At 49.0% G+C, this 23,314-nt stretch carries 15 protein-coding genes; 6 read left to right on the plus strand and 9 right to left on the minus strand.

The genetic code is table 11. The features are described 5' to 3' along the window. Nucleotides 1-112: 112 nt before the first annotated feature. Both ACYVFD_RS06705 and ACYVFD_RS06710 read right to left on the minus strand, forming a co-directional pair. A complete protein-coding gene (locus ACYVFD_RS06705) occupies nucleotides 113-2,560 on the minus strand; it encodes an FtsX-like permease family protein (RefSeq protein ID WP_461089012.1) in 2,448 nt (815 codons plus the stop codon). Nucleotides 2,561-2,639: 79 nt separating this feature from the next. Then, nucleotides 2,640-5,063 carry an ABC transporter permease gene (locus ACYVFD_RS06710; protein WP_461089013.1) on the minus strand — a complete coding sequence of 808 codons (2,424 nt, stop codon included), beginning with the start codon at nucleotides 5,061-5,063 and terminating at the stop codon, nucleotides 2,640-2,642. Between the two features lie 45 nt (nucleotides 5,064-5,108). On the opposite strand from ACYVFD_RS06710, the gene ACYVFD_RS06715 reads away from it, so the two are divergent. Next, nucleotides 5,109-5,579 carry a Uma2 family endonuclease gene (locus ACYVFD_RS06715; RefSeq protein ID WP_461089014.1) on the plus strand — a complete coding sequence of 157 codons (471 nt, stop codon included), beginning with the start codon at nucleotides 5,109-5,111 and terminating at the stop codon, nucleotides 5,577-5,579. Here the strand turns inward: ACYVFD_RS06715 and ACYVFD_RS06720 are convergent, their stop codons facing one another. The 3 genes from ACYVFD_RS06720 to ACYVFD_RS06730 all read right to left on the minus strand — a co-directional run bounded on the left by ACYVFD_RS06720 (nucleotide 5,580) and on the right by ACYVFD_RS06730 (nucleotide 11,228). Next, nucleotides 5,580-6,194: a hypothetical protein gene (locus tag ACYVFD_RS06720; RefSeq protein WP_461089016.1), complete on the minus strand. Its 615-nt coding sequence runs from the start codon at nucleotides 6,192-6,194 to the stop codon at nucleotides 5,580-5,582. It abuts the gene before it with no gap. Nucleotides 6,195-6,272: 78 nt separating this feature from the next. Then, nucleotides 6,273-8,738: an ABC transporter permease gene (locus ACYVFD_RS06725; RefSeq protein WP_461089017.1), complete on the minus strand. Its 2,466-nt coding sequence runs from the start codon at nucleotides 8,736-8,738 to the stop codon at nucleotides 6,273-6,275. Between the two features lie 81 nt (nucleotides 8,739-8,819). Next, nucleotides 8,820-11,228 (minus strand): ABC transporter permease, encoded by a 2,409-nt coding sequence (locus tag ACYVFD_RS06730; RefSeq protein ID WP_461089018.1) that lies wholly within the window; start codon nucleotides 11,226-11,228, stop codon nucleotides 8,820-8,822. 199 nt (nucleotides 11,229-11,427) lie between these two features. Between ACYVFD_RS06730 and ACYVFD_RS06735 the strand changes: the two genes are divergently transcribed. Continuing rightward, nucleotides 11,428-11,646: a hypothetical protein gene (locus ACYVFD_RS06735; RefSeq protein ID WP_461089019.1), complete on the plus strand. Its 219-nt coding sequence runs from the start codon at nucleotides 11,428-11,430 to the stop codon at nucleotides 11,644-11,646. Beyond that, complete coding sequence (locus ACYVFD_RS06740; RefSeq protein WP_461089020.1) at nucleotides 11,646-12,077, plus strand: putative toxin-antitoxin system toxin component, PIN family; 432 nt, start codon at nucleotides 11,646-11,648, stop codon at nucleotides 12,075-12,077. Before ACYVFD_RS06735 ends, ACYVFD_RS06740 begins: the two co-directional genes overlap by 1 nt. A gap of 6 nt (nucleotides 12,078-12,083) precedes the next feature. Here ACYVFD_RS06740 and ACYVFD_RS06745 read toward each other — a convergent pair whose 3' ends face one another. Continuing rightward, nucleotides 12,084-12,797, minus strand: a complete 714-nt coding sequence (locus ACYVFD_RS06745; RefSeq protein ID WP_461089021.1) for a DUF5020 family protein — start codon at nucleotides 12,795-12,797, stop codon at nucleotides 12,084-12,086. Nucleotides 12,798-13,061: 264 nt separating this feature from the next. On the opposite strand from ACYVFD_RS06745, the gene ACYVFD_RS06750 reads away from it, so the two are divergent. Continuing rightward, on the plus strand, nucleotides 13,062-14,240 hold the full coding sequence (locus ACYVFD_RS06750; RefSeq protein WP_461089022.1) for a hypothetical protein: 1,179 nt from the start codon (nucleotides 13,062-13,064) through the stop codon (nucleotides 14,238-14,240). 31 nt (nucleotides 14,241-14,271) lie between these two features. On the opposite strand, the gene ACYVFD_RS06755 is transcribed toward ACYVFD_RS06750, so the two are convergent. Beyond that, a complete protein-coding gene (locus ACYVFD_RS06755; RefSeq protein ID WP_461089023.1) occupies nucleotides 14,272-14,766 on the minus strand; it encodes an SRPBCC family protein in 495 nt (164 codons plus the stop codon). 307 nt (nucleotides 14,767-15,073) lie between these two features. Between ACYVFD_RS06755 and ACYVFD_RS06760 the strand changes: the two genes are divergently transcribed. Together ACYVFD_RS06760 and ACYVFD_RS06765 are read left to right on the plus strand one after the other, a co-directional pair. Then, complete coding sequence (locus ACYVFD_RS06760) at nucleotides 15,074-18,388, plus strand: SusC/RagA family TonB-linked outer membrane protein (protein ID WP_461089024.1); 3,315 nt, start codon at nucleotides 15,074-15,076, stop codon at nucleotides 18,386-18,388. 14 nt (nucleotides 18,389-18,402) lie between these two features. Next, nucleotides 18,403-20,007, plus strand: coding sequence for a SusD/RagB family nutrient-binding outer membrane lipoprotein (locus tag ACYVFD_RS06765; RefSeq protein ID WP_461089025.1), 1,605 nt, complete (start codon nucleotides 18,403-18,405; stop codon nucleotides 20,005-20,007). A 221-nt stretch (nucleotides 20,008-20,228) separates the two neighbouring features. Here ACYVFD_RS06765 and ACYVFD_RS06770 read toward each other — a convergent pair whose 3' ends face one another. Both ACYVFD_RS06770 and ACYVFD_RS06775 read right to left on the minus strand, forming a co-directional pair. After that, nucleotides 20,229-21,791, minus strand: a complete 1,563-nt coding sequence (locus ACYVFD_RS06770; protein WP_461089026.1) for an FG-GAP repeat domain-containing protein — start codon at nucleotides 21,789-21,791, stop codon at nucleotides 20,229-20,231. Nucleotides 21,792-21,823: 32 nt separating this feature from the next. Next, on the minus strand, nucleotides 21,824-23,056 hold the full coding sequence (locus ACYVFD_RS06775; RefSeq protein WP_461089027.1) for an ROK family transcriptional regulator: 1,233 nt from the start codon (nucleotides 23,054-23,056) through the stop codon (nucleotides 21,824-21,826). Between the last annotated feature and the right edge of the window lie 258 nt (nucleotides 23,057-23,314).

Genomic DNA, 23,314 nt, shown 5'->3' on the forward strand with positions numbered 1-23,314 from the left:
AAGAGCAAGGTGCAGGGAGCGTGGAGCAGGGTGCAAGGAGCAGGGAGGAATAGTGGGATTCGCTCCTCCTTTCTCTCTGCTCCACGCTCCCTGCACCTTGCTCCCTGCTCCCTTACTCCGCTTTTAAACTTTTCACCGGATTCATCAGAGCCGCTTTGATGCTTTGAAAACTCACGGTCAATAGAGCAATACCAATGACCAGCATTCCGGCCAGAATGAACATACCCCAAGGCAGGTCGATGCGGTAGGCGAACCCGTCCAGCCATGTACGAACACCCCACCAGGCCAGGGGCGATGCAATGACAATGGCAATCAGGATAAGGACCAGAAAATCCTTCGAGAGCAAAGCGGCCAGACTGGCGACGGAGGCTCCTAAAATCTTCCGAATACCAATTTCTTTGGTACGACGTTCGGCCGTGAAGGTGACCAGACCAAATAGTCCCAGGCAGCTAATAAAGACAGCGATCCCCGTTGCCAGTGAAATGAGTTTGCCCAGGTCGCGTTCGGTGCCGTAGAGTTCAGCTATCGATTCGTCAACGAATTTGGGCTCAAAGGTCTCCCCTGGATACGTACCGTCCCAGAGGGCTTTGACCTGAGCCAGTGTCTGGTCGAACGAAGTGGCTCCGGTCCGCCTGAAGCGTACATTAAACATATGCAGGTTCTCTTTCTGGCTCATCAGGGCCGTAGGCTGGATGGTATTGTGTAGTGAACGGTGATTGAAATCCCGGATAACACCGACAATCGGCATTTTGGCCAGCATCTTGCCAATGGCTTGCGATGGTTTTTGATACCCCATATGCCGGGCCAGGGTTTCGTTGATGACAAATTCATTGGCGGTATCGCTTGCCACCAGATTTCGACCCGCCAACAGCTTTAGCCCATACAGAGCGATGAAGTTAGTATCCACTTCCTTACGGTACACGTTTACCTCCGACTTGCCTTTTTTGCCCGTAAATTCCAATGTAGAAGTAGACCAGCCACCCGAAAGAGGGGTTTGATTGGCCATACTGACCTGCTCGACACCCGCCAGTTTGCGAATTCGGTCGGCCAGCGTAAACCGAACATCGTGGTGATCGCCATTGAAAAACGAGCTGGTTGGCGTGTGAAACGTAACAATGGCTTCCCGCTGAAAGCCCTGATCGGCGTTGATCATAAAACGGAGTTGCTGGCCGACCAGTAAAGCCCCAATAATGAATACCTGGGCTATGGTGAATTGCCCGACAATGAGTCCTTTTCGCAACGTTGCATTCCCACTCGCCTGTCCGGTTTGGTTGCGTAAGGTAGCCACGGGCGAGAGTCGGGCCAGTAGGGTGCCGGGGTAAAAACCAGCCAGTAGTGCTGTAATTAGGGCTACGCCCAGCAGAAAGAGGTACAGACTCGGTCGGGTATAATCGAGGACAACGCCTTTCGGGACTATTTTGTCCAGATACGTCAGGGCTGCCTGCGAAAGCAGAATGGATAGAAGACCGGCCAGCAGTGTTAGCAATAGGGTTTCACCCAGAAATTGGGCCATCAACTGCTTTCGTTCACTGCCCAGCGATTTACGAATGCCAATTTCCTTCGCTCGTTGTGTCGATTGGGCCGTGGCCAGATTGATGAAGTTGATACAGGCCAACAGCAACAGAAACCCACCCACTAAGCCCAGAATGAGTAAGGTTGGCTTATGGGCAATGTGGTGACCGCTGGCGTAATCGGCATTGAAATGAACGTCGGCTAGTGGCTGGAGTAACAGCCAGCGATCGCCCGAATCTTCTTCAGGTGGTACGTTGGCTTCGGCTAGTTTGGTGGTTTGCTCACCAACGCGTTTTGGGCCGGTACCGGGTGCTAGTTTGAGCAGACATTGCGACGACGAATTAGTACTGTTCCACTGATTGTACCCTAAATTATCCCGACGTTTTTTGCTGGTGGTTTGTGTCGATAAGGATATGAAAGCCTGAAAATCGAAATCGCTGGGCGTTTCAAGGTCTTTTATCAATCCCGAAACGGTAAGCATCAGGGTGTCTTTGTATTGCTTGCCGATCAACTGTCGGCCGACAAGTGCCGGACTGGCGTCGCCAAAATATAACCGGGCCTGCTTCTCGGTAAGCACTACCTGTCCGGGTTTCGACAACGATGTTTTAGGCGAACCCGCCAACCACTCTCGGGGCAAAATCTCGAAAAATGCTTCGTTCGTACTAACCATCCACTCTGGCCCATCCTTTCCAGCCCGAACCTGAAGCGGTTCTTTACCCGGCCTGGGTACTTCAACGACCTGGAAACTGCTGGAATGGAACGGAGCTATAGTTCTGACGCCGGTCAGTTTGGTTCGTACCAATTCCGGGATGGGCGCCGATAAGCCGGGATTGTGGTAAAAATCATCCCCGAACTTGAATTTGGAGACGAGTCGGTAAACCTGCTCACGATCAGGCACTCGTTTGTCGAAACTCAGTTCGAACTGTACGATCAGATAAATGACCAGACAGGAGGCAACCCCGACTGATAGACCCGCAACGTTAAGAAGCGTGGTCAGTCGATTACGACTCAGATTCCGAATAGCGATTTTAAGGTAGTTAAGAAGCATATGGCGAGGGGCAGGGAGCAAGGTGCATGGAGCATGGGGCAATAGCTAAATTTACTCCCTGCTCCCTGCACCCCGCTATTTATTCCGCTCGTAACGATTTGACTGGATTCATCAGGGCGGCTTTGATACTCTGGAAGCTGACCGTCAGTAGAGCAATGCCGACTGCCAGCACACCCGCCACAGCAAACATCCACCATTCGATGTCGATCTTATAGGCGAAATCCTGCAACCATCGGTTCATGGCGTACCAGGCAACCGGACTCGCCAGCACAATGGCAATAGCAACCAGCTTGAGAAAATCTTTGGAAAGCAGCCCAACCAGGCTGGGGACGCTGGCACCTAGTACTTTCCGAACCCCAATCTCTTTGGTACGTTGCTCAGCCATGAACGTTGCCAGGCCAAACAGACCCAGACAGGCTACGAAAATGGTCAAGCCGGCGAAAATGCCCAGAATGCGCCCGGTTTTCTGTTCGGCCAGATACGTACTGTTGAAGCGTTCGTCCAGGAACGAGTAGGCAAATGGCGCTTCGGTCGTTAGTTGCTCCCACTGCTTTTTCAGCGTAGCCAGTAACCCACTGATGTCTTTGGTCTTAATCTTCACAATGACCGCACCAGAGTTTCTGCCCAATACCATGACCAGGGGCGCAATGGCTTCATGCATCGAGCGGAAATGAAAATCTTTCACCACACCAATAACCCGGTAGGTTCCTAGTTTTCCGTCGTTTTCGGTATGGGTAATTGTATGGCCAAGGGCATTGCCTTTCCAGCCAAACGTTCGAGCGGCCGTTTCGTTCAGGATTACCCCCGAGGAATCGGTACCGTAGCCTTTGGAGAAATTTCGTCCATAAGCCATTTGCATGCCCAGTGTCGGAATATAATTGTAATCGACCTCGTACCGAAGCGCTTTTATCAACTGAGTTGAACGAGTTTCGGGGTAGATCATGTAGTTATTGTTGTAGCTCGGTCCGGCTGGCAGGTACCCCGATGTACTGACGTTAACCACCCGAGAGTCCTGCATAACCAGGTTGCGGAACACCTCTGCCTGTTTGCCGAGTTGCCACGTTTCGGGCAGTACCAGCACCTGATCTTTTTCGTAGCCCAGTCGTTTATTCTGGATGTAGCTAAGCTGCCGATACACGACTGTTGTGCCGATCATCAACGTGATCGAGATAAAAAACTGAACCACTACCAGGCCGCTTCGCAGCCCAATACTTTTTCGGTCGCCCGTAAACTTGGTACCTTTTAGCACCTGAACGGGCCTGAACGACGATAGGAAAAAGGCAGGATAACTTCCGGCTAGTACGCCCACTACAACACCTAGCAGCAGCAGACCGGGTAGGAGCCAGGGTTTGGTCGAAAAGTTGAAGGTGAGTTCTTTTCCCGCCAGTTCATTGAAAAGTGGTAAGGTCAGATAAACCAGCCCGACAGCCAGCACCAGCGCAATGGCCGTCAGGAGCAATGACTCGATCAGAAACTGGCTGGTCAGGCTTTGGCGCACCGAGCCCATCACCTTCCGAATGCCCACTTCTTTCGCCCGTTTCGAGGCCCCGGCAGTACTCAGGTTCATGAAGTTGATACAGGCAATAATCAGCATAAACAGGGCAATAGCCCCAAAAATATAGACGTACTGGGCGTCGCCGTTGGGTTCCAGCTCGCCCGTCAGATTCGAGCGCAGATGAATGTCGGTTAAGGGTTGAATCAGGAAGCTGACATCGTTACCCTTCTGACGAAACTGGCTCAGACTCATACCAAAAGCTTGCTGAAGTTGTGGCCCCATGTATTTACTGACCATCTGTGGCAGTTTCGCTTCCAGCTTTGCCGGATCGTAACCTTTGGACAGTACCAGATAGGTGAAAAAACCGGATGTCATCCACGAATTCGATTTCGCATCGGATACCCCGGCCATCGACATAAACATATCGAAATGGAAGTGCGAATTGATGGGTACTTTATCGATTACGCCCGTTACACGGAAGAGGGCGTTCCAGCTTTTGATGCTAATGGATTTCCCAATTGGATTGTCAGTACCGAAAAGCTTCCGCGCCATCGCCTGGGTGATCACAGCCGTGTTGGGCTGGATCAGCGCCGTTTTGGCATCGCCCTGAAGCAGTGGCAAGGTGAAAACCTGAAAGAAGTTGGAGTCGACATAGGCCAGCTGATCATCCCGAAACGTTTTATCGTCGACGGTAAGGCTCGGTGAGCCAACCGTACGAATACGGGTCGCTTCTTCCACTTCGGGGTAATCTGCTTTTAGTGTCGGACCAACTGGCGGCATCACATTGGCCTCATTGATCTGGCCACCGTTCATAGTTCCCCGAAAAACAACCCGCACAATCCGGTTGGCTTTGTCGCTGTATCGGTCATAGCTCAGTTCATTGAACAGGTACAAACTGATGAGCAGACAGGTAGCCAGCCCAAGGGCTAATCCAATAATATTGATGGCTGAAAAGGCTTTGTTGCGAACCAGATTTCGCCAGGCGATTTTGATATAGTTAAGGAGCATCTTATGGCCTTTTTGTTATCTTTGGTAAAAAAACTTCGTTGCGTTATGGAGGCAGTCATTGATCAACCCACCGAGTTCGAAGACGAAAAAATGTCGAGTTATAATCATTCTGAGTTGCAGAGCCATCTGGCTTTCCTGCTGAAACTCTCCTATCGTACCCAATACAGTATCCTGACTGAGCTTGATTTCGATTTTGCATCCGGCAAGACCCGCCCTGACCTCGCTATTATGCCCAAACGGAAAGCAGACTGGTTGGCCGATGAGATCGTTGTTCAGGACGTTCCGTTAACAACTATTGAGATTCTATCCCCTGAGCAAAGCCTGAACAACCTGACCGAGCGTATCTACAAAAAACATTTCCCGGCTGGCGTTAAATCGGTTTGGCTAGTAGTGCCCACTGTCCAAACCGTTTCCATCCTATTGCCAGATCGTCGTCAACTTAATTTTGCGAATGGCCTCGTTGCTGACCCCGTAACCGGCATTCAACTCCAGTTGAGCGAAATCTTTGAAGGCTAATCACTTTCCGCTCTTCGGTACACCAATTTCTTTTTCAATCCGCTCAATAAGCTGCTGCCGTTCCTGCTGCGACTTGTCGCGGGCGTTGAGCGTGCGTTCGTAGGTAATGTCTTCACCATCTTTTGTGAACCGATAGCGCAGGAAAAGCTTCCCCGTCTCCTGATCGTAGTTCACCTCTTTAGTGTACGGATTCTTCCCGCCAACGGCTACAGCCTGATTACCGCCATTACTACTCGTTACGGTCGGGCCATCGCTACTGATGATCGTGACTGACTCACTACCCTCAAAACGAGGAGGTTTAGGTGCCTTTGGGGCCTTTGGCGGAACTGGGGGTGCCATACTGACCGAAGGCTCTATGGGCGGAATCGGTGGCTCGGGTCTGCTGATGTGCAGTGAATCCAGAATGCGCTCACGAAGGGCGTTCCGCTCGGTCAGGTTTAACCCCGATACATCGAAACGGCGGTCGTAATCGATCTTCTGTCCATCGACCGTACCGTTTACACGAATCGAGAGGGTCTTCTCATCGTCGTTGATGCTCGTGCTAATCGAGGAATGTTTTTGCGCCATTGCCAATGTGCTTGCCAGCGCCAGGAGAGTTGTAATGAGGGTTTTCATAGTTTTTCAGCAAGGTGCATGGAGCAGGGTGCATGGGGCAGTGGCTGAATTTACTCCCTGCACCTTGCTCCCTGCTATTTATTCCGTTTTCAATGATTTAACTGGATTCATCAACGCGGCTTTGATACTCTGGAAACTGACGGTAATGAATGCAATGGCAATGGCCAGAACGCCCGACACAGCAAAAATCCACCAGGGTATATCGATCTTATACTCGAAATTCTGCAACCACTTGTTCATCGCGTACCAGCCAATGGGCGAAGCAATCACGATGGCAATGACGACCAGAATGAGGAAATCCTTGGCAAGCAGGAGTACAATGTTGGTGATGGATGCGCCCAGTACTTTCCGAACCCCGATTTCTTTCGTGCGTTGCTGAGCCGCAAACGTAGCCAGTCCGAATAGCCCCAGACACGAGATCAGAATGGAGATGATGGTAAAGTAGCTGACAATGCGTGAAGTGCGGGCTTCGGCCTCGTAATTCTTCTGAAAATCTTCGTTCAGGAACGTGTAGGCAAACGGCTCATCAGGACGCAACACTTTCCATTTCTGCTCCAGAAAACTTATTACGTTCGACATATTGGCCGTATTGACATGCACGATAATGTAATTGAAATCGGGCTGGCGGTTCAGCAGAAACGTAAACGGCTGGATCGTTTGACGGAGGTTTTCGAAATGAAAATCCTTCAGCACGCCCACAATCTCGTAACGGTGGGTTTTGCCCTGCCAATCAAATTGTAGTTTTTGTCCAACGGCTTTATTCAGCGGAATCTGAAATTTACGTAGCGTTGCTTCATTCACCACGAGCCGATTGGCTGTATCGCCCGGAAACTGGCGGGAAAACATTCGACCCGCAGCCAGTTTAAAGCCCATTGTTTGTAGATAGTCGTAATCGACCTGATTCGTTTTGACGCTTTGGCCGTTTAGCGCAGTTTGCTCGGGTTTGTACAAAAGAAAGTCAGTCGCATTATTTATACCTGGATAGTATTGAGTGCCAGCCGCGCCAACTATCTGATTGTTTTGCAGAATTTCGTTTCGATACGCTGTGTAACTTTCGTGTGCTTCCCGGCTGCTGAGCGGAATCGCAATCTGTTGATCCTGCGTGAAGCCTAGCGATGTGTTTCGCAGAAAACGCATTTGTTCCTGAATCACGAACGTAGCCAGAACCAGCCCCACCGAAATGACAAACTGAAACACCACCAGTCCGCGACGTAGCGCCACTGCCGATAACGTATTGGCAAATTTGCCTTTCAGTACCTGCGCCGGATTGAACATCGACAGGTAGAAGGCAGGGTAGCTACCGGCCAGCAGACCCGTCAGAAGCGCAAGGCCGACAAACGTCAGAATAATACGTGGTTCGAATAGTTCAGGCAACTGCAATGACTTATGAGTCAGCTGATTGAAAACAGGTAGCAGCGTCATGACCAGCGCCAGCGCAATGGCCAGTGCCAGTAACGACAGCACCATAGATTCGCCCAGAAACTGCCCGATCAAAGAACCACGCTCAGCACCCATCACTTTCCGAACCCCAACTTCAGCCGCCCGTTTCGCGGATCGAGCCGTCGATAGATTCATGAAATTAATGCAGGCAATCAACAGCGTAAACAAGGCAATCGACGCCAGAATGTAGAGATACGTAGTGGTGTTGGTCGGCGTAACAATGGTATTTATTTCGTCAAAGAGATGTATCTCGGGCACCGGAACCAGAAATAGCTTTTTGTCGAAGCCAACATTTTTTAAATCGTTGCTGGCATACTTCGCCATAAAAGCCGGAAACTTTTGGGTTAACTGGGCAGGGTCGGCATTGGGCTGTAGCTTCAGGTATGTTACAAACATGTTGTTGCAGCAAAAATCCACTTTGCCTTCGCGCAGAAAACCGCCGACCCACCCGGCCGACATCGGTAAAAAGAATTTAGCGTCGATATGTGAGCGAGCGCTTTCGTCGCGGTAGACGCCAGTAACCTTGAAATCTTCGCCATTGCCCGATGTGCCACCAACCCGAATCAGTTTATTCAGGGCGGGTCCATTGCCAAATAACTTATGGGCGATTTCCTCCGACAACACCACCGAATGCTGATCGATCAGGGCAGTACGGACGTTGCCCTCAGTAAACGAATACGAAAACAAGTCAAAAAATGTCGAATCGACCTGATAGCCCTTTGTTTCGTAGAATGCCTTGACCGATTTGCCATTTTCGCGTACCTGTAACAGCGCTTTATCGTCGATCAGGTTGATCCATAAGCGGGTTACCTGCTCAATTTCCGGGAATTCGGATTTCAGGGCAAATGCATAGGGAGCCGATGCCGTCGAATTCTTCTCCATGCCGGCCCCTTTGTTACCCTTACCAATGATGGTTTCCTGCGCCATCAGGTACAGTCTATCCGCATGTTCCTGATGTTTATCGTACGACAATTCGCTGCGGATGTACAACAGCAAGAGCATACAGCAGGTCATCCCGACCGAAAGACCAAAAATATTGATCGCTGAGAACGACTTACTCCTCAGTAGATTCCGAACGGCTATTTTGAGATAGTTGAGAAGCATGGAGCTGGGAGCTGGGAGCATGGAGCTGGGAGCAAGGTGCAAGGACTGAATGACTCCATGCGCCTAGCCCCCTGCTCCACGCTATTCTGATTTAAGTGATTTAATAGGATTTGATAGCGCGGCTTTCACACTTTGGAAACTGACTGTCAACAGGGCGATCAGTACCGTCAGGCCACCGGCCAGCACAAACACCCACCACTGAATGTCGGTGCGGTAGGCAAAATCCTTCAGCCAGTTGTGCATGGCATACCAGGCCACGGGCGAAGCAATCACCAGCGCCACCAGCACTAGTTTCATAAAGTCTTTCGAGAATAGCGCTACCAGACTGGCTTCCGACGCGCCCAGCACTTTCCGAATACCAATTTCTTTGGTACGAGCTTCGGCCATAAACATCGACAGCCCGAACAGACCCAGGCACGAAATCAGAATAGCGATACCAGAAAAGATACTGAATAGGGTTTGCTGGGTTTGCTCACGGGCATAGAGCCGGTCAAAGCGTTCGTCGAGAAACTTGTAATCGAACGGTTGCTGCGGGAAAAACTGCTTCCAGACCGACTCGACCCGCTGGACCGCTTCGGGCGTGTTGCCTTTGAGTGGAATTGAAAGCCAGTTGAGCTGCCCAGGTCGCAGAATCATCGCCAGAGCCGCCATTTGCTGATGCAGGGATTCAAAATGAAAATCTTTCGTGACACCGATGATTTGTCCTTTGGCCGGTCCGTACTGAAACGGTTTGCCAATAGCCTGCTCCGGTGTCCAACCGAGTTGCCGAACGGCGGTTTCGTTCAGAATAACCATCGCCGTATCGGTCGAATAAGTACGGGCAAAGTTACGCCCAGCGGCCATGCCGATCTGATAGGCCGGAATAAAATCGTAATCGACACTCAGACCTCGCAGGTTTATTTTGACCGGAGCCATTGTGTCGCCTTTCATGGCCATAGCGCCGTACGAATCCAGCAATCGGCCCGACGGTATCCGCGATGAACGACCCAGATCGCGCACGGATCCGGTTTGAACCAGTTGCTGTTTCAGCGTTTCGTAATTCGTCGTCGAATCGCCCACATCGCGGAGAATGAGTACCTGATCTTTCGCATAGCCCAGCCGGTAATTCTGGATATACTTCATCTGGTTGTACACCACGGCGGTGCTGATGATCAGGACAATGGCGATAGAGAACTGGGTGATCACCAGCACCTGCCGCAGTTTGCCACTCCGCACGGTCGATGCAATTTGCCCTTTCAGTACACCCAATGGCCGGAATGCGGTTAGGAAAAAGGCGGGATAGCTACCAGCCACCAGCCCCGTCAGAAGCGTAATGCCGACCAGAACGGCCAGAAAAACCGGATTCAGGAGTTGGCTGAACGACAGTTGCTTGTTGGTGAAATCGTTGAGGGCTGGCAGGCCGAGCATGACCAGGAAAACAGCAACGCCCAGGGCAAACAGTACCAGTACCAGGGATTCGCTCAGAAATTGACCAATGAGCTGGTTGCGCAAGGCCCCTACAACCTTGCGCATACCAACCTCTTTGGCTCGCCCCGCCGAGCGGGCAGTGGCCAGATTCATGTAGTTGATGCAGGCAATCAGCAAAATGAATAAACCGATGGCCGAAAAAAGATAGATGTAGGTAATGTCGCCCGTAGGTTCCACTTCCGAATCGGTGTGCGACCGCAGATGAATGTCCGCCAGTTTTTGTAGGTTTAGCACCGACCAGGTTGAAGCCTTGCGCCCTTCTTCGGCCGGAACATATTTATCCTGAAAAGCCGGGAAAACCCCTTCGACCCGCTTAGGGTCAGTATTCGGTTTTAGCAGCACATACGTATTGAAAGAGTTGTTGCTCCAACTGGTCCGCAAACCTTCGGCCCCATAAATCCGGTTGTCGTTCAGGGTAGAAAATGAGATCAGAAAGCCGGGGTGGAAATGCGCCTGAGCCGGTAGCGGTTCATACACGCCCGTAACAGTCAGGTCGAACTGGTTATTGAACCGGACTGTCTTGCCTACAGGGTTTTCGTTGCCGAAATATTTCTGGGCCATCGGCCGGGAGAACATGATCGAAAACGGATTGGCCAGTGCCTGATCGGGATTGCCACTCACGACATCGAAACTCAATACCTTAAACAGATTGGCCTCGGCCAGGAAAATGTCCGGCTCGTTGAACGAATGCTCCCCGACACGTAATAATCCATTGCTTATGTCCAGCGTTCGGACTACCTGTTCGATTTCCGAAAAATCCTGTTTGATCAGCGGCCCGAAGGGCGGTGCTGCCTGCGCCAGTTTCAGCGAAGGTGATCCATCCGACGTAAGAAACGTTCGGGTAAGCCGGTAAACCCGGTCGGCATTGGCGTTGTATCGGTCGTAGCTAAGTTCGTCCTGTACGTAAAGTGCAATGAGCAGAAAACACGCCAACCCGACGGCTACGCCCACAATGTTGATGAAACTAAATGTTTTGTGCTTCCGCAGATTACGAAAAGCGATTAGCAAATAATTGCGTAGCATACCAGCATCAGAAGTTTATCCATAAAACTTGCCCAAATGCCGTACCAGAAAGTTAAATTGTTGATTGTCAAGTAGGTGTTTTGGGCTTTTAGGGCTGCGTGTCCGTTTGCGGACGTTTGAGGGTACAGTTACGGACAGAGATATCACAATCTAATTCCTTAGATTGTGTAACTTTGGTTGGGACTATCCATCAATGACAATGACAACAAAACTCAACCCCGTACAATTACATCTGCTGCAATTGTTCTCGCATGACCTGAGCCAAAGTGAACTCAAGGACATTAAAAACTTATTAGCAGACTACTTTATCAGAAGAGCCGATGAAGAAATGGTCAGATTGCAAGAACAAAAATCAATGACTCAGAAAGATATGGATGAGTTATTAACTGCGCATCTCCGTACTCCCTACAAACCATAATGAGGGTCTTACTCGACACCAATATTATTTTGGTCATTACACCTTATTTTTCCGCTTATCGCTGGGTGTATGATGCCCTGAAGGAAGGTCGGTTTGAATTAGTGGTATCAACCGAGATTTTAGATGAGTACGCTGAATTGCTTGAACGTCAGTACTCAGCCACATTCGCCGAACGTACTTTGTTAGCTTTAGATAATTTTCCAACAGTGATTCGGGTAGAGCCCGCGTTTCGATTCCTGCTTATTCCGAACGATCCCGATGACAATAAATTCACCGATGCCGCTATAATTGGAAATGCTGATTATATCGTGACAAACGACGGGCATTTTGGACACTTGCCTACGATTCCTTTTCCTAAAATTGATGTACTGACATTCGACGCTTTTTGCTCTCTTCTTAAGCAACCTTCATCTGAGGGGAAAAATAGTTAATAGAAATTAAAACTGATTTTTCAGCGCCAGCGTAGGGAACACCTGAATACGGTTTTCGTTCGTCAAGGTGTGGTAAAACAGGTTGATGCGGGAGCCGATAGAAACTGTTTTGCCCACTTTAACCCAGCATTGCGGATCGGCAAAAAACGCTACTTTTTTGCCGGTTAACTCCTTCGTGAAATCAGTACCCTGATTTCGGTTTTCGCTCCAGGCTACCAGACTTCCGGCAATCATAATTCGATAATTAAAAAAGCCTTTACCAAAATAGAAGGTAAGCTGTGGGTCATAGCTTGGCTTCGGAAATGCATTGTATCGATAGACCAGACTTGTACTGAACCAGGCACCACGCCATTGAAACGGATAGGCGGCCCCCACAAACGTATTGGTGAGGTAGTAGCCGTACGACGGCGGAGCTACACCCAGTCCACCGCTGTAGGTGAGCGCCAGATAAACCTTCGGACGCCAGAATCGCAGATTCTTCGACACCTGGAAAAAAAGCTGCCCGATGTTGTTATTTTCGCCCGAAAAATCGGTTTGCATTTTCAGGAGAAACGAGCCGGTAGAGTCATTGCTCTTGAAATACTCAAAAGAAAGCGAAGCAAAATTCGTTCGGTTCAAAGCGGGGTTGAGTGAGTGGCGGAAATCGTAATGAAGCTGAAGTTGCTGCGCTTTGCCAGCCAGCACAATCAGACATAAAAAAGACAGAAGCAGAGTTTTCATCGATGACTAAATTGTTTCGACAAAACTTCATCGCACGAACAGAATCGGGCGGAATTAGGGCGGAAACGTCACGGAAACGCGGATTCTGCAAAAATGAATGTGTTAAACCTGTTTAACCGTTTATTTTTCAAGTCGATTTGACTGTTTTTTTGTCATTCGGAATGACAAAAAATACGCTCATTCTAAGTCATTCTAAAAAGTTTAAATAGGTACGTTGGTCATCGCAGGTTATTATTCATCGTACATTATCCATTCATATAACCTATGTATAGAGACGACTTCGACCGGCGGGCTTTTGCCGAATTGATGAATGCGGTGGTCAGGAAATGCTTCGACCATACGCTGAACAGCCCGCTTTCGGAGCCGGAGAGCAAACACCTGAGTGCTGAAATCGAAGAACAGACTGGATTGGTGATTGGCTGGCGAAGCATTAAAAACTATACGGCGTTTGTCCTAAATCCTTCGCCCTATAAGCAGGAGAACCCCTCCCTGGCTACGCTCGATACACTGGCGCGTTATGTGCTGGATATACCGCCGACAACTGAAGCTGAACGTAAACGATCAGGTGAGAATTTTTCGTACTGGTTTCGGTATCGGGAGCAGATCGGTACGCCTATGCGGGTTGAAGAACCGGCCAGTAAACCAAAAAGAACAGGCGATGGCTGGCATGCAGCTATTCTGGTATTGATCGTGCTGGGAGTAGGTTATCTCTTTTTGCACCAGTCGAATCTGGAGCAGATCCAGGAAGATTTTCGCAACACAGCCGATGACTATCTTAGCCAGAACGGTTGGGTAATACAGCATAAAAATGAATCCTACTGGAAACGACGGAACGAAAACCCCGGTCGGCTGACGCTGTTTACGCTCAAGGGGGATAACTGGCCCAAAACCGGCGAAACACCACAGGTGCAGAACCTGCTCATTCGCGAAATACGCAACGATTGCTTTCGGGCCGAAATGCACATCAACGATTTCGTTCCTGGGGGAAACTGGCAGCAGGCGGGTTTGTTATTGATGGAAGATACTTTGTTTACGGGTAAAAGCATTCGGCTGTCGCTCTCGTACAACGATTTCTTCGGCGGCTTCCGTCGCCCGGCTGAGATTCTGATTCAGGCTATTTCGTCATACGGGAAAGCGGATACGAATCTGGAAGAGTTTATTCATCAGCCCCTGTTTCACATTAGTAATGCCGATGACCAGCGGATTGCCAACACTAATCTGAAAAATTTTGCCTTTCGCGTTGAGAAACAGGACCGGAAATTTCGGATTCTCTACTCAGCCAGTCCGGTCGACAATTTTTCATTTAAAGAGCTAACTACCTACGAATTTGGTATGACGCCCAAGTATATCGGTCTATTTGCGCTCAAAGGATTTGTGGATTCAACGGCGATAATGCCCGTGAAAATTAGATATTTCCGGCTGGAAGGGCAATCCTGCAACTAATAAGAAGTATAACTCCATCGGGGTCATACGGTTAACTTCTTGTATAATTCTGCTCTATTGAAAGAGAGGTCTCCAAGAGTTGCTTCAGGATATAAAGCGTTGTACCCCAATAGAATTCGAAATGTTTGAAAATGGCGTAGGTAGCGAACTGACTTTGCCGAAACGTAAGATTCGTCTGATCATTATGTTCATCTAACGAAAATTCGATGACCGAATAGTTTTCGGGTACATCGGCGATTTCGGATAATGTGCTCCAATAGCTATACTGAAGGCTGCGCTCCGGTACATAGTGCAAAACGGTTCCTTTGTTTTCAAAACCCAGCCCGTGGAAATTCCCCTGTATCCTGATTGGGCTGCCAACGCGCCAGTCGGTGTACACGGCTACATCGGATTCCCATATCCATAGTTTTATCAAATCTGGCTTCGTTAATGAGTCCCACACGGCTGTGATGGGAGCATCGATCTGGATTGTCCTGGCTATTATATGTTCAGGCTGACTATTCGGATGGATAATGTTAGTCATCATAATTCTGATTTGTTCATCGTAACACGTTTATGTATTATATTTAAATCATATGTCGTTGCTTATGATGAATGAGGTTTTGCCAGTGAAGGGTAAATACATGATATCCTTATGGTAAATTATTTACTATCAATCATCTACCTGAAATAATCGATCAGTTAATCTAACGAGCCCTTTATTTATATATTTAAAATAATATATTTTAATTAAACGGGTTATTTTTAAAATAATTTATTTTATACTATTGACTTAAAAAAAAATATTAATATTGTGTTAAATTAACCTATTTAATAAATCTTCAGATTTATCTATGGCAAAAACTGTACTCAGGCTTATTATCCTACTGCTGATAATAAGTAGTCCCGTATTGGCTCAGACCATTTCGGGTAAGGTTACCACAACTACGGATGGACAGACTTTACCGGGTGTATCTATTGTGGTAAAAGGGTCCGCTTCAGGAACAGTGACGGATGCACAAGGCAAATACAGAATTGCAGCCGGTGGAAATCGAACGTTGGTGTTCTCGTACATTGGCTACAAAACCAAAGAAGTTGCGATCGACAACCGGACAACGGTGGATGTGACGCTGGAAGAAGATGCCACCATGCTGAATGAGTTTGTCGTTACAGCACTAGGTATCAAGAAAGAAGAACGGGCGTTGGGGTATGCCACAGCCATTGTGAACAATGACCAACTGGTCAAAACGGCAACGCCAAACTTTGCCACCGCTCTGTACGGAAAGGCACCCGGCGTAACGATCAACGCAACACCGGGCGGTGCTACGAGTGCTGTAAACATCAATATCCGTGGCCTGTCGTCGATTACGGGCAATACGCAGCCACTAATCGTAATGGACGGTATCCCCATTCGGAACGGCGAAGCCAGAAACAACGACTACTGGGGCGACCAGCGGATTCGGGGAAATGGTATTCTGGACCTGAACCCAGCCGACATTGAAAACCTGTCGATTCTGAAAGGTGCATCAGCGGCTGCCCTCTATGGTTCTGAAGCCGTTAACGGGGTTATTCTGGTAACCACCAAAAGTGGTAAAGGCAAAAAAGGGCTCGGGGTGGATTTCAGCGCCAGCTATAGCGTCGATAAAATTGCCTACCTACCCCGGTATCAGAACGTGCGCGGTCCGGGCTACATGCTGAACTACGCCAATGGTGGTCAGGATGCCAATGGGTTTATTTACTACGATACGAATGGCGACGGGAAAGGCGATACGCGGGGACTGCTTAACGCCACGGTTAACTTCGGTCCTAAATTCGACGGACAGCCCATAATGGGATTCGATGGGGTTGTTCGGCCTTTCTCAGCCTCGAACAACAGTTATGCCGATCTGTTTCAAAATGCAAGCAGTGCCAACATCAACCTGTCTGTTTCTAAAGCTACCGAAAACTCATCGGTTCGTTTTTCGTATACCCGCCAGGACAATGGCATGATCAGCTACAAAGCGAAAAACGAAAAGAACATCATGAACCTGAATGCCAGCTTCAGCGAAAGCAAAAGTCTGAAGACGGATCTGGTGGTGAACTACATCAATCAATACACGCACAATCGCCCGTTTAAAGTGGACCGGATGATCAACAACTTCACCGGGATGATGAACCGCTTTGAATCGGCCGATTGGTATTTCAACAAGTATCAGACCAGCCTGGGCTACAAATACGTGACCGGTACGAACCAGAGCCTGACGCCGAACGAAAATATCATTCGGAACGGGTTTAAAACGGATATTGCCGATTACGTATGGAGTACACGGGCGAATACCTACGATGAATACAGCAACCGGGTTATTGCCAGCATTACCCAGAACTGGGAAATCCTGCCGAACCTGAACCTACGCGGTCGTGTCGGAACCGATTTTACCTCGGAACGTATCGAAGACAAACAGCGCAGCGATAAGCCCTTGGCGTTTGGCTACTCAGGTTCGTTTGGGCTGAGCAACAACCTGTACAGCAATGTCTATACCGACGTATTGCTGTCGTATACCAAAAAGCTGAACGACGATATCACGCTTTCGGCCATGGGCGGTTATAATGCCTACAAGCAGTTGAACACCCTGATGACCCGTTCGACCAATGGTGGCTTGAGCACTGAGAATTTCTTTGATCTGTCGGCCTCTGTAAATACAGTAGGTGGTAGCAGTTCGCGTGATCGTTGGGTGCGGGATGCATTCCTGGGTACGTTGAATTTCAACTATAAAGACATTGTGTACATAGAAGGTACCTTGCGCCGGGATAAAACATCGACACTGGCCCCTGGCAACAACGCCTTTGTGTACCCATCCGTAAACTCCTCGTTTATCATAAGTGATCTGTTCAGACTGCCTACCGCTATCAGCTATGCCAAACTGAGAGCGTCGTATGGTATTGTGGGTAACTATCCGTCCATTTATCGGGCCAACAATGCCTATACGCAGGGGAACCTGAACGTGCAGCAGTCGGGCGGAAACTCTGTGTTGTACACAAACATCAGCAGCGATTTTGGCAATGACAAAATTCGTCCTGAACAGAAGCGTGAGTTTGAGTTCGGTTTAGAGACCCGTCTGTTTAAAGATCGGTTACGGATCGACCTGGCTTACTACAACGCTCAGATCGTCGACCAGATACTGCCGTTGACCATTGCCGCTTCGTCGGGTGCTAAAACTGTACTGGCCAACATCGGTACACTTCGCAACCAGGGTTTGGAAATGGCGTTGAACATAGCGCCCATTCGGACAACCGACTTCCGCTGGGATCTGACGCTGAACCTGGCCAAAAACACCAACAAGGTAGAGAAACTGGCCAACGGTTCCACCGAACTTCTGCATGCTGACTACGACGGTAATGCCGCTCAGCTTCGTTCGATTGTAGGCCAGCCAATGGGCGATATCTATGTACATGGTATCCTGACCAATGCACAGGGCCAGAAAATTGTAGGTCCGAACGGTATCTATCAATTGGATGGTAATAACTGGATCAAGGCTGGTAATGCTATGCCGAAACTAACGGGTGGTTTGCTGAATAACTTCACCTACAAAGGCCTGACGCTGGATGTGATTACCGACTTTCGCTTTGGTGGCGCCATTATGCCAACGGGTATCAACTGGCTGACCTCTCGTGGGTTGACCGAAGAGAGCCTCAATGCGATGGATGCCGAGCACGGTGGACTTGCCTACTATCTGGATGCCACTGGCAAGGGGGTTCAGACAACGGGTGCAGCTGGTCCTAACGGCGAAACGGTTTACCACGACGGTATGCTGATGGATGGAGTGCTGGCTACGGGCGAAAAGAATACCAACGTGGTGTCGCAGGCGGTATACTACAACTCGACGTATAACTGGGGTGGTCCACAATATGGCAACTCACGGTATGAGCTGTATGTAAAGGAAAACACCTACATCAAAATGCGGGAGCTATCGCTGGGTTATCGATTGCCGGCTGCCCTTACCCGTAAAATCGGAACGCAGAACCTGACGTTGTCGGTGTTTGGCCGGAACCTGTTCTTTATCTACAGAACCATTAAAGACATGGATGCTGAACAGGCCAATACCGGAACCCGCTGGACCGATAACATCAGCAATGCCGGGAACAACCCATCATTCCGTACAATGGGCGTCATGCTACGGGCTAGCTTCTAAATCTTACTGCAATCATGAAAAAGAAACATATATCATTACTGCTTTTATCAGGCCTGCTCCTGGCAAACGTAGCCTGTAAGGATGCTGAGTTTACGGAAGCTTATCCAGATCCGTCCAAGATTTCGACCACGACGGTTGAAAAGCAATTTACCGGCGTTCTCTACGCCAGCCGTGATTACGTACTTCCGGGCTATCGGTTTTACTTCGTTACGCTACGTACATCCCTGAACCGATACAACCAGGCCGTAGGCTGGCCCAACGAATCGGGTCAGTATGTACCCGGTTCGTCGGGTGTCGAAGATGTATGGTACAACTATTACAACGTACTGGCGCAGTATCGTGAACTGCAAAAAGTGTATGCGGCAAAGCCAACCGATCAGCAGAAAGAACTGCGCATATTCATGCTGAGTGCTGCGGTTTTTGTGTACGATTATACCGCCAAAATGGTTGATCTGTTCGGCTCGATTCCATTTAGTCAGGCTGGTTTGTTAAGTACGAATGGAGGGGATTACCAGGCGTCGAGTGCTAAGTTCGATACCGCCGATGGTGTTTATACCTTCCTGCTCGACGACCTGAAGAGCATTGCCACCGAGATGAACGGCATCACGCTGAACGCGGGCTACCAGAAGTCGTTCCAGACGCAGGATTTCCTCAACAAAGGTGATATTTCGCTCTGGAAACGGTATACCAACTCGCTCCGGTTGCGATTGCTGAACCGGGTTTCGGATGTCGATAGCTTTAAGGCGCGTTCCACTGCTGAAATGGCTGAAATTCTGGGTAATCCAACTACCTATCCGGTTGTTGAGACAAACGCACAGAACATCCAGATGAATGTCTATGATATTAACACTGACATTAACTCCAAAGGATTTCAAAGTGGTATTGAGGGCGATGGCTGGTATGGCAATACGGCAGGTAAAGCTATTATCGACAACATGAATGCCAACGGTGATCCACGTCTGCCCCTGTTGTTTGAACCTGGTGCCAATGCGGGTGGTAAATATGTTGGCGTTGATCCAATGGCTACCTCGGCAACCCAGACAGCGCAAATCAATGGTGGACAGATTGCGATCTATAACCGCTATACGCTGAGCCGGAACCAGTTCTTCCCCGGCATTCTGATCAATGCGGCCCAGGTCAATTTGATCAAGGCCGAGTATTACCTACGAGCCAATAACGATGCCGCTGCCAAAACGGCCTACGAAACGGCAATTGGCCAGTCGGTTCAGTTCTACAATGGCATTTTGGCACTTACCAATGCGACGGGTATCACGGGTTCGGCGAAACCCGCGCCCGCTACGGATGCTTCGATTGCTACCTACATAGCGAGCAACGGGGTAAGCTGGACCAAAGCGGCTACCAATTCCGACAAACTAAAGCTGATTGCTACCCAAAAATGGCTGCATTCTAACCTGGTTCAGCCTTACGAGAACTGGTCGGATATTCGTCGGCTGGATTATCCCGTGCTGAGCTTCTGGACTGATAATTCGAACAACCAGACGTTACCGCCCGTGAAGTGGACAATCCCTGGCAACGAAATTACCTACAATACCGCCAATTACGAGACGGTACGGGCGTCGGATAAACTGACAACCAAGGTTTTCTGGGATGTGAAGTGATCCGTGATGCCGAATTTAACTGGCTTTTGCGTCTTACCCCACCCCAATCCCTCCCCTGAAATCAGGAGAGGGGCTTAAACCGGAAGTTGGTAAAGTCCCTCTCCTGATTTCAGGGGAGGGATTTAGGGTGGGGTAAATAAGTATCCGTTATAACGGCAATCGATATAGTTAAAGTTAGAGTAGGTTTGGTTAAGCATAAAATAGGTAGACTGATGGTCTGCCTATTTTTTTTGCTGCTGGTTTTCCAGTACCAATAGCTGCGGAAAGGTTGTAATGCCCTTAAAGAGGAGTTGGGTCATTTCGCCAACCGTATGAAAATACGATCCCAGAACAATGTCGGTATCGCCGTCCTGATCGACATCGGCAGCTTCCATGGTTAGCCATTTTCCATACGCGGCCTCTGGTGTGCTGAAGGGGGTAAAGGTCAGCTTGCCTTCGTTCGAGAAATAAACAAAGCTCTGTTCGGGCTGCTCCAGCGTGGTATAAAAAGCGGTAGCCGCTATATCAAGATCGCCATCGTTGTCGAAGTCGCGGGCAATGGCTTTGCTGGCACCATAGATGGGGAAAAACCAGGCTTCTTTGAAATTGTCTTTCCGGTCGTTGAGGTAGATGTGTACACCGTGGTAGTTTTTATGGATAGCCGAATAATCCCAATTGTCGCCATTGGCCAGCAGAATATCCTGGAAACCATCCTTGTTAAAATCAACCAGCTCAACATAGCTGGACCCAAACAAAGGGGAAAAACGCAACACCGTTTTTTCAGAGAAGCTACCGTTGCCCTGATTATAGAAGATCGTCACTTCTTCCCGCGCCTGGGCCATCAGGACCATAATATCGGGCTTTTTGTCGTGATTGAAATCGGCAATCTGTACGTTTCGGGCGCCAGGCAATGCTTTCAGAACATGCTCTTTTGCGGGGTCGAAATTATCGTACCAGAACAGTTTTCCAGCATTATTCCCAAACCCACAAATAACCGCATCCTGTTGGCCATCGCCATTCAGGTCGCTGGCTGCAAATTGAACAGGGCGCGGTAAGCCTTTGATATTGATGGGGGTAGAACCCGGTTTGGCCGAGCGTTCCAGCGTCATCAGTCGACCCAGATGCTGATCGGATGGGCTAAATACGCCGATAGTTAACAGACGTGGAGGGGCGTTTTGAGGAAAATCTATATCGGTTGGTGGGGTATCGATCCACCAGGTATCGGCCAGTTGGAGATTTTTATCCAGCACGTAAAGCGCATTCTGCGCATCGCCCACGTAGAGCTGTGCAGTGGTAGGATTATATTTTAATAACGTTGTTTGGGGTACGGGCTTATCGCCGAGCGATACGGCTTTAACGGCAAAAAACGGCAGGTTGTCCGTTATTGGAGCATGAGGCTTTTGCGGTAAAGGTTCTTCTGGAGCGGCCCGTTCGTAGTAGTTCACGATCTTCTCCCAGTCGCTCATCGACAGTACGGGCGTATCCAGATAGAGATGCAAGTCACTAATGGCTTTTTCTTCCTCTGGCGGAAGGGATCGGAGCGTATCCTGTCCTGGCAATTTAAGCCCAAGGCGCATGGCCATGATGGGCAGAACGCGATTGGTCCAGGTTTTTTTATTCAGTAATTCAGGTTCGGGAACCAGGTGGCAGCTTCCGCAGTAACGTGATGCCAGTTGTTTCCCGGTTAAAGCTGAATCCTTGACGACTGTTGCCTGACGAACCGTATCGAAATTCTGGTCAATAGTGGCAAAAGAGGTTATGCCAACCGCAATAAAGAGAAGCAGACCAGTTTTTAGGGGAAGCATCAGGTATTCGTTTACAGAAATAACTTAAAAAATCAGGTATCGGCGAACAGGCTTTCGAGCACATGCGCATGCGTACCTAACCACTTGGCTGCCCCATTTAGTTGCGTGACCTCCACCAGTAAGTCATTGCGGAATCCACTCAGGCAATGTTTATTGATGGCCAGCTTGATGGAGTTGGTGATGAACAGAGAGGCTTCGGCCAGCACCCCATCGATCACAATAATTTCTGGGTTGAACAGCGTAACGGCGATGGCCAGCCCTTTTCCGAGTTGATAGCCGGTTTCGTGGAGTTGATCGATCGCAAAGGTATCGCCCTGCGTGGCTGCCTGAATCACATGGCTGATGGTAATCTGGCTCGGATCGTTGCGGTATATGGCCAGTTTAGTAGCCTGACCGGCTTGCACCTCCCGCTGTACACGCTTGACTAATGACGAAGCCGATGTAAGTGTATCCAGACAACCAATTTTACCGCAATAGCATAACTCTCCTTGAGGAGCTACCTGAATGTGCCCCAGTTCGCCCGCAAAGCCCGACGCACCATGAAAAACCTCGCCATTGATAATAATCCCTAAGCCCACACCCCAGTCGATATTGATGGTCAGGGCGTGCTGTTTACCCACACTACTCCCAAATCGATGTTCGCCCAGAGCCGTGGCTTTGGTATCGTTGATCATAAATACGGGCAACTCCCATTGCTGCTCCAGCCAGGCCGTAAGCGACTGTTCAGGTAAACCGAGATTTGGATAGCTCAGGTTAAGTCCATGCCGTGAATCAATCAGGCCCGGTAAAGATAAGCCCACGCCAATGATGCTGGATTTGGCAACACCCGACTCGGCAACTGCTTCATTGACAAATGAGACCAGAAAATTGGAGAAGGCCCTTGTGTCTTCTAATACCGTGTCGACGCTCCGTTGAAAAACAATTTCCCGTAACGGATTGACCAGTAGCAACGATGTGCCGTGCGTGTTGCTGTCCAGAATAATGGCGTAATGACCTGCTGGATTTAGGCTGAAAAGAACTGGGCGCCGACCACTGTTGCCTGATACCGTTCCAACGGTATTGACCCAGCCGTCATCCGTCAACTGATCAATAATCTGTGTTGCAGAAGGAATACTGGTGTTCAATAATTCGGCTAGCTTAGCCAATGTTAACGAACCATCCTGGTAGAGATAGAGAAGCGCCTTTTTGACTTGCTGGTTTTTTTTAAAAGCAACAATGGAGCGTTTAGTGGTAAGATTTCCTTCCGGAGCAGTGGATGAGAGCATATACATGAACGACTACCTTCTGAAAGCAGTCGTTTAGTTAGAAGAGAATGAGTCTTAGGCTTTATAAGACATAGACGTGCTTTTTCTATTGATAAACTCAGGAAACTTACCAATTACATAACGTTGAGCAACGTTTGTGCCATTTTTCAACATAGTTACTAAATATTTTTCTTAATAATCTTATAATTTATAAAAAAAATTAAAATATCGATACCTTTGTCCTGTACTCATTTTGACCAAAAAATAGTGAAGTCTCAT

The organism is Spirosoma gilvum (genome assembly GCF_054776815.1).